The following is a 12,792-nucleotide window of genomic DNA, read 5'->3' on the forward strand; positions in this document are numbered from 1 at the left end:
GCCCGATCGTTCGGACGGAGGCGGCTGCCTTTATTCATTCCGGTGCCTCCATTCGTTCTATTTTAAGAGTATAGCAGTGTCCGTTGTGCTTGAAAAAAGCCGGATAGGTCTCGTTGTCGGCGACTCGCAGCCGGTTGAACTGCTCCGCAATGCTTTGCTCCGGATCAAGCTCGCTGTCTTTGGGACGGCGACGCGGATACTCGCTTGGGCTTCCTTCTTGCGGTATGCCCCGGGTGGTGATCGCAGGATATTGGTCAATAAACATCTCGCAGAGCCTGAAGGTCGCGGCGGTTTGTTCTTCACGGATTTCGTCGATCAGTTCGTCGCCTCTGAGTTTCATTTGCGTACGCAGGTAAATGTCACCTGTGTCGAAGGCGTCGGCGGCTTCAAGTAAACACATCGGTATCCGGTTGCAGCCCTCCAAAATCTGCCAAGTGGCCGGCGACCAGCCGCGACCCCTGGGCAGGTCGCTTCCATGCACGACGAGAGTATGCGCATGTTTCGCGCGCACCGCCGCCGAAACGATTTTCCAATATGAAAGCAGAAAGAGTATGTCCGACGGCGGCGCCTCGCTGGCATTGTGAACCCAAACGACCTCGTGGCCATTCTCTGATAGGGTTTGAATGAATTTCTTGATCGATGGGTTAATCCAAGAATCTTTGGCGGAGGCGATACTGATGATAAGTTTCGTGTCCAGATACGCGGCGACGCGGCGTGCCCCATGAGCATCGACGAGTGGGTTGGTGGCCGCTCTGGGGGCTTCTTTGAACCATTCCTGCAGCTGCTTCGCCGCGGCCGTTTCGTTTAAGTGCCCGATCTTGCCCAGAGAGAGGGCGGCTTCTTTTTGAATCAGCGCCTCGACGATAGGCTCTTGATTGTTTGCGATGGTCACGACAGCGGCCGGCAGGCCGTAGCGCATCCATTCGTAACAGGTGCTGCCGCCGGCCGTGATGGCGGCATCTGCCCATTGGTAAAGCGAGGGCATGTCAGTGACATTGACGAGTAGTTCGACCCGATGCTTCGACTTGGCTGCCGCCTTCTGCAATCCTGCCTCGTTCGGGTTGCCGCCGCCGACGATCACCTTCACCTCAAGATTCGTCAGTTCGGTTACTTCCAAGCTGCGTAAGATTAGACCTGTGGCATCGTCGGAGTCGACTCCGCCCATGGTGACGAGGATTCGCTTCGGCGGCCACGCCGGCGCTTTCTCCCTTTCCGGGTAGGCTTGGAATTCTTCGCGTAGCAGTGTGAAGTGGCAGCCTGTCAGGGCCTTCCCTTCGGTTAAGGTGTTTTGATAAACCTTGCCTTCTGTGCCCAGGTTCTGGTTGACGATCAGATCGGCGTACCACTCTTCGCAGTGGTCGTTGTCTTCCATGACGGCGACCTTGAAGCCGGGGGTCCGCACTTGCTTTTGGTAGGGGAGGTCGAAGTGGTAACCGTCGAGGACGATCCATTCGCCGCCCAGTTCCTTGGCCAGTGCGATGGTCTGCTGCGCGTCGCGGGTGTCGCCGACTTCGGCGTCTTCGATCAGCACATGTCGGAAGCCTTCTTTTTGCAGGCGCTCGCGCATGCTCGGGTGACAGAGTACACTGATAAAAACTGCTTTGATGTCACGCTGCCGCAGCGCCTGCGCGAGGGCGATCATCCGCATGATATGGCCCGAGCCCAGAAGCCCGCCGGCATCGGCGCGGATCAAAACTGTTTTCTTCGGAGATGCTGCGGTCATGATGTCTCCTTTGTTTTGAGGGCTTGGAAGGCAAGCTCAGCCCGGCGCCAGTCGTCTTCGGTGTCGATGTCCTGCACACGATAAGAGGGCACGAGGCACAGCCTGCATTTGGCAGAGAAAATGCCTTCGTTCTTTTGGTAAGCTTCAGGGGTGCCCCAGTAGAACTGACCGGCGTCGTGATAGGCGGGCGGGAGGTCTTGGGATCGGGTCATCTCATGTTCCGGCCAATTCATGGTGGCCGTGCCGCTCGGTTTCAGTTTCAGGCTGCGCCAGATCGGGAAATTAAATTCCGTAGCCGAGAAGACGAATTCGGTGTCGGGGTTCGCGCGCAGGTCCGCCAGCCCCTGCCTAAGTAGTTCGGCTGTGACGAATGGTGCGGTGGCATAAAGGCAGCAAATATAATCAGGTCTACAGCCTTCTGCCTCCAGCTGATCAATGGCATGGCGGATGACCGGGATGGTCGGGGTGTGATCGTCCGACAAGTCAGCCGGTCGGATGAAGGGGACTTCCGCCCCATATGATTCAGCGACCTCGGCGATCTCCCGGTCGTCCGTGGAGACGATAATACGTTCAAAGCAGCCGGCTTCCCGCGCCGCCTCAATCGACCATGCGATCATAGGACGTCCGCTGAAATTGCGGATGTTTTTTCGCGGGATTCGCTTGCTGGCGCCACGCGCCGGTATGATGGCGAGATTCATTTTAGCTTGGAAACGGATTCGATGACGCGCCCGATTTCATCTTCGGTCAAGTCGGGGTATAAAGGCAGGCTCAGGCAGTTGGCGTAAAAAGCCTCTGCCTGCGGGCATTTACCCGGCCCGTAGCCATAAGTCCGGCGATACCATGGTTGCAAGTAAACCGGGATGTAGAGCACCTGGCTGCCGACGCCGTCCTCGCGCAGGCGCTGCATCACCTCGCTTCGCGTCAGCCCGAGGGCGGGGAAGTCAATCTGTACAGTGTAGAGGTGCCAGGAAATTGTGGCCCGGTTTGCCTCGTCCGAGACCGCTGGGGTGCGAAGCCAGTCGAGGTCTTTGAAGGCCTCATTGTAGCGTGCAACGATCTCGCGTCGTCGTTGGATGAATGTGGGTAAGCGCTTGAGCTGACTGCGACCGAGGGCGCATTGGAAATCGGTGATCCGGTAGTTGTAGCCGAGATCCTGCATCTCATAGCTCCACGGTCCGCGCTCGGCCAGAGGGCCACTGCCAGCGCCCAGGCCTGTAAAATGACCTTCGTCGCGTTCGATGCCGTGGCTGCGCAGTCGGCGCGCCATCGCGGCGTAGCCGTCGTTATCGGTCAGCAAAATACCACCTTCGCCGGTGGTCATGGTCTTCACGGGATGGAATGAAAAGGTCGTCATGTCGGCCCAGGGGTGACCGCCGATCCGGTGGAATTCTCCGTCGTGGATAAAGCCGCCGCCCGTTCCGTGGCACCCGTCCTCGATCACGACGGCGCCGCGCTTGCGGGCAATTCCGGCGATACGCGGCATGTCGGCGCTTTGGCCACCGTAAGCGACGGGGATGACCGCACGGGTATCCTTCTGCCAATTGGCTTCGAGTGATTTGGGGCAAAGGTTGTAAGTGGTCGGGTCGATGTCGGCAAAGTCCGGCCGTGCCCCGACAAAGGCCGCACAGTTGGCCGAAGCGACGAAAGTATTGGGGGAGGTGACAACCCGCTCGTTGGGCTCGAGACCCGCGACCCGCATGGCGAGGTGCAGTGCGGCGGTGGCATTGGCCACAGCCACCGCATGTTTCGCCCCGACAAATTGCGCGAACTCCCGTTCGAAAGCCTCCACTTCCGGACCCGTCGTCAGGAAGTCGGAGCGCAACGCCCGGGTGACGGCTGTGATATCTTCCTCGCTAATCGATTGCCGTCCGTAGGGGATCGGGGACTGGTTGGGTTCAGGCATTGGTTCGATTCAGACGCGACAAGGTTTGTCGGAAATGAGGCAAAAGGTCTAGCTTCCATGCGAAGGCTGACAAAAAAATGCAGCTAATGGCGGAGCGGAAGACGCAACTGGAAAACGATGGGCTTCGCTCGATGGAGAAAACGGTATTCAAGGCGAATATAAAAAGCAAGAGACCAAGCGTGGCCCAATAGGGAGTGGAGAATGGGTGCATGCGGTACTGTCGCCATACAAGCCAGGCTTTCACTGCTGCAGCAAGCGTAAGCGTGGCTGCGGTCGCAAGCGCGGCCCCGATACCCCCGAGCAGGGGAATTAAGAGAAAGTTCAAGAGGATGCCGACGGGTAAGGAAAGCGTATTGATAAAGCCGTGAAGGCGATAATGGGGGGAGCTGAGGATGACTTGCGAGGGTTGTCCGAGCGCGGCCTCGAACCAAAAGCCCATCCCGAGAATGATGAGAACCGGAGCGCCCGCGGCATACGCTCCCTCGCCCAGCAGGGAGACAAGAATCGGAAGATTGATGCCAAGCAGAACAAAGATCAGGCCGCTGGCACTGAGCTGGAGTAGGGAAACATCTGTATACAGCGTTCGCCCCGTTTTAAGATCGGCTGTTTCCACCGCTTGGCGAAAGCGGGCATAACAGGCTGCCGTCAGCGAACGCATCGGAATCATAATGAGCGTGGCGGCATAGGCAAAGGGCGTGTAGACGCCCAGCTCATTGAGGCCGACCAGCGCCGCGAGCATGATGGAATCGAGGGTCGTTTGCATCGTCGCGGCAGCGGTGCCCATGAAACTGTAACTGGCGAAGCGAAGCGTTTCGCGGATTTGCCTGGCTCCGGGCAGAGGGCCAAACGGTGGCGCATAAAGCCCGCCTTGTTGGACGGATCGATTGAGCCAGACTGCGCCGATTAGATAAGTCGACGCCCAAAGAATGAGAAGGCCGGCGAAATCCCATCTCTGGAGGGCAATTCCAATGGCACCGATGAGAATTGAAACCCGTGGCGCGAGGTCTCTCCAAAAGGCGGCCTGGGCGGTCTTTCCGGCAACTTGGGCAATACTTTCGGCAAAGCGTTGCCAGAGCATGCCGATGCAGAGAGCAAGGATCAGGAAAATCGCCAGGTTTCGTCCGATCGACTTGACTCCTGAAGCCGACCATTGTTTCAGCAAGATAAGGAGAGCTGGGCCGATCGCTGCGAAAAGTCCGATGACGCACAGGAGGAGGAGTAAGCGCCACTGGCTCTGATACCTGGAGCTTCCTGGCTCTTCCCCGGCGAGAAAGCGTACGGCAGAAGTATCGAGCCCGAAGAAAGCGAACTTTATAAAAATAAGCGATCCCGCGGCGACCAGCCGGACGAGGCCAACTTCATCGACATCCAGCAGGCGTGGCAGAAGAAGGATAAAGTTGGCCGCGCCAATGGCGATGCCCAGATATGCCCAAGTCGTCGCCCAACTGGCCTGATGGGCAGGGGAGCTTTGAGCATTCGTCGGATTCACACGGAGAAGTCGGGGTCGAGGTGTTGCCGGATCAGCTGGCGGATGGTTTCGATATCGAGAAAGTCTTTGTTGTCGCCCGAACTGTAACCGAACCCACTCTCCACTGGGCGTGCCCCGTGCTCCCGGACGTAAGCGTCACGCATTCTTTGATCTCCCGAAGGCAGGATTGCATAGCCTTGGTCCAGCTCGACCGTATTCGGGGCGTCCCCCGGATTGATCATTTCCTCGTGGATCTTTTCGCCCGGGCGAATGCCCACGATTTTCTTCTCGCAGTTCGGCCCGACTGCCTCGGCCAGATCCATGATGCGATAGGACGGAATTTTTGGGACGAAGATCTCGCCACCCTTCGCGTCGGACAAGGCGCGGAGCACCATCTCCACGCCATCACTGAGAGTGATATTGAAGCGGGTCATATTCGGCTCCGTGATCGTAAGCTCGCCGGAACTTCGTTGCTTTAGGAAAAAGGGGATAACGGATCCATTCGAGCCCATCACATTGCCGTACCGGACAATAGAGAAGCGGATGTCTTTGTCTCCTTTGAAGTTATTGGCCGCGATGAAGAGCTTGTCCGAACACAGCTTCGTCGCCCCGTAGAGGTTGATGGGGGCTGAAGCCTTGTCAGTGGAGAGAGCGACGACACGTGTCACATTCGTGTCCAGGGCGGCGGTGATCACATTCTGCGCTCCGTAGACGTTGGTCTTGATACACTCGACCGGGTTGTATTCCGCGATATGAACGTGCTTCATGGCGGCCGCGTGAACCACGTAGTCAACGTTCTGAAAGGCCCGGTGCAAGCGGTCCGCGTCACGCACGTCCCCGATGAAATAACGCAGCGCCGGATACTTTTCGGCAGGAAAGCCTTGCGCCATCTGGAACTGCTTCTGTTCGTCGCGGGAAAAAATCACCAACCGACGAACTTTCGGCCACCGCTCAAGGATCGTGCGTACAAAATGTTGGCCAAAAGAACCGGTGCCCCCGGTGACGAGTATCGATTTTCCGTTAAGATCCATTTCTATGTTTTCTCCGATGGGGGTGAGTCGAGAAGGTCGTCAAAAAGCGTTCCTTGTTTAAAGCGTTCGGCAATGTTCGCATCCTCGTAAAATTTGTCCAGATAAGCTTCATATCTGGCTTTTAGTTCGGGTAGCCCGCGCAGAGGGTACTTGTCAAAGACCCAGAGTTTGCGTCTCAACCAGGGAATCTTTGCAAATAAATTAGGGCGGTAAAGCGGAACCAAGGCCCTCAGAGTCCAATAAACGAAAAAGTAGTAGAGGGATAAGCGTGCCCTCCTGCCCCGGGGCGGTTGCTCAAGAGTCCTTTTCAGGTAATACGCGGCCCGTATGTGGTTGCAGCCATCGTCGTAGCCGATGGTTTCGCGGACAATTTCCCTGCGGCGTTGGATGCGCTCCTCCGCTCGGTATCCGGGCAGATTTCCGGAGGTGAAGAAGGTTTCGCTCATTGCATCCACCTCTTCAAAGCTTTCCGCCTGCGGGAACCCTTCAAAAAGGGTGACGCGTGGGAAATCCGGATCCGGTACGATGAAGAGGGTTTGTTTTCCCATCATGTCTGCTTCCAGTGCCGTCGTCGATTCGTAGACCCACCAGAGGTCGACGATGTTGATCAGGTCGTGTAGTTGCTCGTCCAATAGATAGAGGACATTGGGGTAATCCTTAAGCGCCGCCATTTCGTTATCTTCAGCGCCGGGTTCGGCGGCAACTGTCTCGGTGGGGTGTTTTTTCAGGATAAAGAGGGTGTCAGGATGGGCTTCAATCGACCGGCGGAGTATGTCCTCCACCGCCAGTCTTTGGGTCTCCGCCCAATCGAGCATGGCGGCGTCGCCTTTGAAGTAATTGAGGAGTTCGCTCCGTCCACGTGGGTGGGCGAGCTTACCGAATCCCCAACCCGCGTAGCCGATTATCCGGTCGAATTTCGCGGGGTCTACCCCGTGCCTTGAGAGGAAGGGGCGACGGCTTTCGAACTGGTAGATGCGGTAGCGGTCGAAGCCCGTGCCGCCGGTCAGGACAATACGATCCTTCATCTGCGGTAATTCCTCGCGCAGGAAATCGCGCGTCCTTCGCGACCAGCAGCAAAGGTAGCTCTGATAGAAGATCTTGTCCGTATTGTAGCCCCAATAATCAAAGCTGCCATCGGTCTTGAAGTTGCCTTCGGAGATCAGCGCGAAAACGGGGATGCCCAATTTGTGGGCCTCCCTGGAAATGTGAAAATGAAGGAGTGCGCCGATGGTGTTGGCGACCACGACGCAATCCGGCCGCAGGCGGTGGATTTCATGGATGTTGGTGGTGAGGGTTGCCCGCACTTCACAATTGAGAAAACGTTCCGCGAAGTGAAGCACGGGCAGCGTGATTTCGACGTCGCGGCCCGAATCGTTGTTGGTGAAGTATAGGAGTTGTCGTGGACGATCCGTCATGCTGTCAGGCGGTCTGCCCGGTGATGGCCTTCACCGCGAACTCAGTGACGTCTTCGTTGTGGGTGAGCATTTTCTCGCGGGCTTCTTCCAGTCGCTTGCGCTGCAGGGTCGCCTCTTCGTTCAGGAGTGTTCTTGCTTTTTCGATGCCGGGGGCTCCTTCGGCATAGCAGTGCGCAAGACCAAACTTCGTTTCCAGTTCATCGAGATAGCCCCGGTGTTCCGTCGAGTTGACATAAACGGTCGGCACGCCCATGCAGGCCGCCTCGCTTGCGGTGGAAGCGCCCTCGGTCAGGACAAGTCTCGCGTAGTAGAGCGCGTCGTGAAACCAGTCCGGCGGAAGTTTGAAAATATAATCCCGTAAGCGTGGGTCGCATTTCCCTTCTTCGGGCACGATGAATATCCGGTAGCGATCTTTCCACTCCTCTACAAATTTATAGGCTAAGTCTCCCAATCCGCTTTGTCCGATATCGTGCAGTGTGTTCCAGGCGGAAAGGCGGAGCATCAAATAGCCCCCCTCAGCTACGCCCAGTTTCTCGAGGACTTCCGGGCGGGGGGTAAAATATTTGGGATGAAGGAACGCGAGTTCGTGGTAGCCCCGGTAGCGCCGGTGTTTTTTTCCGAGGTCTTTCCAGAAACATTCGGGCGTATAGACGAGATCGGCGAAGGGATGCGCGATCCTGTGGTTGAAGTGCTGAAACTCACTGTCGGTGAAGATCAAATTGCGTTTCCCCAGCAGTTTGGCGGATTGGGTATAACTGCCAAAGAGGCTGACCACGACATCGGGGTTGAATTTCCGGATGGCCGAGGCGACTTTGAACTGCCGGCCAAGCATTTCCAAAAGCGGAATCTTATTATTGCCCGACATTGAGGTAATGATCTCTGATGGAATCCAATCGTAAGCGGTCAACAGCTGTTTCATCACATCCCGGTCGCGGCTCAGTAACTTCACCGTATGCCCTTGAGCCATCAGCTGACGAACGACATACTTCCAGAAGTGGATGTCCGAGGGATGATGGGTTTCAATCAGTATGCGCATTCTCGTTCGGATCTTGGAGACTAAACGACGACAGGTGGACGGGATAGAACTGCGCTACCTATTATCCTCATGAGTCGATTAAAGCAGAAAATTATAGACGACAAATTAGCGGGCTTCCGGAATCAGAGTTCCTCAATGACATGCGGCGCGTTTGAGCCTTTGGATTTACTGTTGAAATTGAGAAGTTCACCGATCAGGCCGGTGGAAACCAGTTGGACGCCGAGGATGACCAGCAGAATGCCCAGCTGCAAAAGCGGGCGTTGCCCGATGCTGCTGCCGAAAATGATTTTGTCGGCAGTGAGCCACGCGAGGATGGCGAAACCAATCAGTCCGCTGAGCAGGCCGAAACCGCCGAAAAAATGTCCCGGTCGTTTCAGGTAGCGGGTCAGGACAACCACCGTAATCAAATCGAGGCCTCCTTTAATCAGTCGTTTCCAGCCGTATTTGGAGACGCCGTGCGTGCGCCGGTGGTGCTCTACCGGAATTTCCGTGGTCGTGAATCCTTCGGCCGCGAGGAGCACGGGGATGTAGCGGTGCAATTCGCCATAAAGCTCAATGCTGTGGATTGCTTCGGCGCGGTAGGCCTTGAAGCCGCAATTGAAGTCGTGGATTTTGACGCCGGAAGCGACCCGGGTCGCGGCATTGAACACCCGCGAAGGCAATGTTTTGCCCAGCGGGTCCCTGCGGAGTTGTTTCCAACCGGAGACACAATCGTAACCTTCGCCCAGTTTTTCCAGAAAACGCGGGATTTCCGCAGGCTCATCCTGAAGATCGGCATCCATAGTGATGACAATTTCTCCCCGGGTGACCTCGAAGCCGGCCGAAAGAGCAGCAGCTTTGCCCAGATTACGGCGGAAGCGAAGCGCCTTAATCCTTTCGGGGTGCTCTGATTTTAGAGACTCCAGGACTTCCCAGGAAGTATCGGTGCTGCCGTCGTCGACGAAAATGACTTCAAATGCGTCAATGTCGTTTGCGTCCGCAGTCGTCGAAATTTTTTCATAAAGCGGGACCAATGTTTCCGCCTCGTTGCACAAAGGTATGACGATGGAGAGTTTCGCTTCGGCAGACATAGGAAAGTGCTATGGAGCTTGGCCTTGGGTGGCTTCGAGGCAAGCAGACTTTCCCTCCGCAGTGACTATAAATATTGCGCTCCGGTGCAGGCTGGCATTTTTTCCTGACATGCAAGTGTCTATTGTCATACCGGTCTTCAACGAACGTGAGACGCTGCACGAAATCGTCAACCGCGTACGTGCGGTCGAGGGGATGCCGGTTAAGGAGATAATTCTGGTGGACGATTGCTCGACCGACGGGACTCGAAAGTTGCTCGAGTCCGAGTTCTCCGAGCCGATTTTCAAGAAGTGTTTTCACGAGGTGAACCGTGGAAAAGGGGCGGCGCTCCGCACCGGCTTTGCGGAAGCGACCGGTGAGATTGTGGCCATTCAGGACGCAGATCTGGAGTACGACCCAGCAGAATTACCTGCTTTGATTCGGCCGATCCTGAAGGATCAGGCGGACGTCGTCTTCGGCTCACGTTTTGTGGGAAGCGGAGCTCACCGGGTCGTGTTTTTCTGGCACATGCTGGGGAACAAATTGCTGACGTTATTGAGTAACATGACGACGAACTTGAACCTCACTGACATGGAATGTTGTTACAAAGTGTTTCGTAAGGAGGTCCTCGATCGGATCGAGGTGAAAGAGAATCGCTTCGGGGTTGAGCCCGAATTGACGGCAAAAGTGGCCAAGCTGGGCGTGCGTATCTATGAAGTGGGGATCTCGTACTACGGCCGAACCTACGAAGAGGGGAAGAAGATCGGCTGGAAGGATGGCGTTCGGGCTTTCTATGTGATCATGAAATACGCCTTCATGCGGTGATTCGGCAGCTGAGTTGGGTTGAACCTTTTTGCCGGCCGGATGGAGTCGTGACGATAAAGTGTTCCAGCAATACCGGCATCCCGATTATCTGCACATGCTGCGTTTTCGAGATTGTTTTAGGGTGTTCTTGGCGTTGGACTTGATGACTGCTAGGATGGATAATCTAAAAACGCATTTCAACTGGGTCGCGGAGAACGATACGAGACCGCGCCAATGGCAACGTGGCTTTCGGGCCCAGACCCGGGAGTTTCTACGCTTTCACATTCAGGAGGGCATGCGGGTGCTGGAGTGGGGCTGTGGGCCCGGTGATCTGCTGGCAGCGCTCAAGCCCTCACGGGGGCTGGGGATTGATCTTAGCCCTAAGATGGTCGAGCGTGCCAAGGCGGCTCATCCCGACAAGAATCTGGAATTTCGGGAAGGGGACCTTCACGAGATGGAGGTGGACGAGAAATTCGACGTCATCATCCTGGACTATTTGCCGGGCTATCTTCAGGACATTCATCAGTGCGTGGCCAACCTGAGAACGGCGTGCCACCCGAGGACCCGTATTTACGTGCTCTCGTTAAACCACGCCTGGAAACCGCTGCTCGAACTCGGCAAGCTCTGCGGGCTGGTCACCAAACAGCCGAAGGATTGCAACTGGATCAGCAGCGTGGACTTATGTAATATCCTGGAGCTGAATTCCTTTGAGGTGGTGGAACAGTCGACTGAGCAGATCCTGCCCTTCCGGCTTCCGATCTTCAGTGCCATCTTCAATAACTTTTTGGCGCGCCTTCCTCTCTTCCGCCACTTTGGTATGTCGGAGGTGGTGGTGAGCCGCCCTATTGCCAAACCGGAACTCCAGGGAGACGTCTCCTGCTCGGTGGTGGTGCCGGCCCGAAACGAGTCGGGGAACATCCGAGCGGCTTTGGAGCGCATCCCGGTGCTCGGGAAGCAAACTGAGGTCATCTTCGTGGAAGGGAACAGCGCGGACGATACATGGGAGGTGATCCAGCGCGAAGCCGAAGCGTACAACGGGCCACATAAGATTAAATACCTGCAACAACCGGGCAAAGGGAAGTGGGACGCGGTGCATGCCGGATTCGAGGTGGCTGAGGGCGATGTGCTCGTGATCCAGGACGGAGATTTGACGGCACCCCCGGAAGACCTGCCGAAATTTTTCGAGGCAATCAAGGAAGGGCATTGTGAATTTGCCAATGGTTGCCGGTTGGTCTACCCCATGGAGTCCGAGGCCATGCGCTTTCTCAATCTGCTGGGAAACAAATTCTTTGCCATGTCCCTGAGCTTCGTGCTGGGGCAGAATCTCAAGGATAGTTTATGCGGCACGAAGATGATGCTCCGCTCGGATTACGAAAGGCTGCTGGCGCGAATCGAAGTGTTGGGTGATTTTGATCCGTTCGGTGATTTTAATCTGCTTTTTGGCAGCTCGATGCTGGATTTACGTATCCGCGATGTGCTGGTGCGTTATCGTGACCGTCAGTATGGTGATACCAATATTTCGCGCTTCCGGCACGGCTTTATTCTTCTTCAAATGACGTGGTTTGGTATGCGCAAAGTCAAATTTTTCTCTGTCACGAAGGGGAAGTAATGTCGTTTCCAAGAAGGATGGTGGACCCTCGCTGAGGCTTTGATCATTAGGCTTTGCTTTTAGGGCGAAATCTGATTGATTCTTATACCATGTCTACCTCGGGCTCAGTGACCGAATCAATCTTCCCGGCACAGGACGCGCCTGTGACGGATCGTGATTTGGACTGGGCGGTGGTCCAAAAGGTGCAGGCCGGGAATGTCGGTGCTTTTGATCAGCTCGTACAAAAGTATCGGGAGCAAATTTTTTCGGTCATCTACAACATGACCAGCAATCGAGAGGATGCTTCGGATCTGACTCAGGAAACATTTATCAAGGCCTTTCAGGCGATTGGCCGGTTTCGGGGGAAGTCGTCGTTCTTTACCTGGATCTACCGTATTGGGGTCAACACCACGATGACCTTCCTCAAAAAGCGTAACCGACGTCGCTACATTAGCTACGAGAATATCAATGAGGAGGCTTCCAGCTCGGAAATCGTGGAACGCCTGACGGCCTCAAACCGTTCCGAAAAAGGAGCTCTGGTCAGCGAATTACAGGAAAAATTGAACGACGCCTTGCAAAAATTGTCTCCTAAACATCGCACTGTTGTTGTTTTACATGAAATTGAGGGGCTGGAACATGCCGAGATTGCTGAAATTACCCAGACATCTCCTGGCACGGTGCGCTCCCGCCTTCATTACGCCAAACAGCAATTACAATCCTACCTACAAGACTACCTTACGTAGATAACCTTTTACGACTTCCCCGGATAACCCAATA

Annotated in this window: 11 protein-coding genes; 3 read left to right on the plus strand and 8 right to left on the minus strand. The window is 55.7% G+C overall.

All coding sequences use genetic code 11. The features are described from left to right. Positions 1-34: 34 nt before the first annotated feature. From pseG to DDZ13_RS01455, 8 genes are all read right to left on the minus strand, one after another. Positions 35-1,723, minus strand: a complete 1,689-nt coding sequence (gene pseG, locus DDZ13_RS01420; RefSeq protein ID WP_110129639.1) for a UDP-2,4-diacetamido-2,4,6-trideoxy-beta-L-altropyranose hydrolase — start codon at positions 1,721-1,723, stop codon at positions 35-37. After that, positions 1,720-2,421 (minus strand): pseudaminic acid cytidylyltransferase, encoded by a 702-nt coding sequence (pseF, locus tag DDZ13_RS01425; RefSeq protein WP_110129640.1) that lies wholly within the window; start codon positions 2,419-2,421, stop codon positions 1,720-1,722. The genes pseG and pseF overlap by 4 nt, the downstream gene beginning before the upstream one ends. After that, on the minus strand, positions 2,418-3,626 hold the full coding sequence (gene pseC / locus DDZ13_RS01430; protein WP_110129641.1) for a UDP-4-amino-4,6-dideoxy-N-acetyl-beta-L-altrosamine transaminase: 1,209 nt from the start codon (positions 3,624-3,626) through the stop codon (positions 2,418-2,420). Before pseC ends, pseF begins: the two co-directional genes overlap by 4 nt. Continuing rightward, positions 3,619-5,115: a lipopolysaccharide biosynthesis protein gene (locus DDZ13_RS01435; protein WP_110129642.1), complete on the minus strand. Its 1,497-nt coding sequence runs from the start codon at positions 5,113-5,115 to the stop codon at positions 3,619-3,621. Before DDZ13_RS01435 ends, pseC begins: the two co-directional genes overlap by 8 nt. Continuing rightward, positions 5,112-6,125: a UDP-N-acetylglucosamine 4,6-dehydratase (inverting) gene (gene pseB, locus DDZ13_RS01440; protein WP_110129643.1), complete on the minus strand. Its 1,014-nt coding sequence runs from the start codon at positions 6,123-6,125 to the stop codon at positions 5,112-5,114. The genes DDZ13_RS01435 and pseB overlap by 4 nt, the downstream gene beginning before the upstream one ends. 2 nt (positions 6,126-6,127) lie before the next feature. Beyond that, on the minus strand, positions 6,128-7,540 hold the full coding sequence (locus DDZ13_RS01445) for a BFO_1060 family glycosyltransferase (protein WP_110129644.1): 1,413 nt from the start codon (positions 7,538-7,540) through the stop codon (positions 6,128-6,130). A 4-nt stretch (positions 7,541-7,544) separates the two neighbouring features. Further along, a complete protein-coding gene (locus DDZ13_RS01450; protein WP_110129645.1) occupies positions 7,545-8,576 on the minus strand; it encodes a DUF354 domain-containing protein in 1,032 nt (343 codons plus the stop codon). A 122-nt stretch (positions 8,577-8,698) separates the two neighbouring features. After that, complete coding sequence (locus DDZ13_RS01455) at positions 8,699-9,646, minus strand: glycosyltransferase family 2 protein (RefSeq protein WP_110129646.1); 948 nt, start codon at positions 9,644-9,646, stop codon at positions 8,699-8,701. Between the two features lie 109 nt (positions 9,647-9,755). Between DDZ13_RS01455 and DDZ13_RS01460 the strand changes: the two genes are divergently transcribed. The 3 genes from DDZ13_RS01460 (at position 9,756) to DDZ13_RS01470 (ending at position 12,758) form a co-directional block, all read left to right on the plus strand. Continuing rightward, positions 9,756-10,448 (plus strand): glycosyltransferase family 2 protein, encoded by a 693-nt coding sequence (locus DDZ13_RS01460; RefSeq protein ID WP_110129647.1) that lies wholly within the window; start codon positions 9,756-9,758, stop codon positions 10,446-10,448. A 154-nt stretch (positions 10,449-10,602) separates the two neighbouring features. Then, positions 10,603-12,036, plus strand: coding sequence for a glycosyltransferase (locus DDZ13_RS01465; protein WP_110129648.1), 1,434 nt, complete (start codon positions 10,603-10,605; stop codon positions 12,034-12,036). 89 nt (positions 12,037-12,125) lie between these two features. After that, the gene (locus DDZ13_RS01470) at positions 12,126-12,758 is read left to right on the plus strand and encodes a sigma-70 family RNA polymerase sigma factor (RefSeq protein WP_110129649.1); all 633 of its coding nucleotides are present in this window, start codon (positions 12,126-12,128) and stop codon (positions 12,756-12,758) included. Positions 12,759-12,792 lie beyond the last annotated feature (34 nt).

This window comes from Coraliomargarita sinensis (assembly GCF_003185655.1).
Classification (GTDB): domain Bacteria; phylum Verrucomicrobiota; class Verrucomicrobiia; order Opitutales; family Coraliomargaritaceae; genus Coraliomargarita_B; species Coraliomargarita_B sinensis.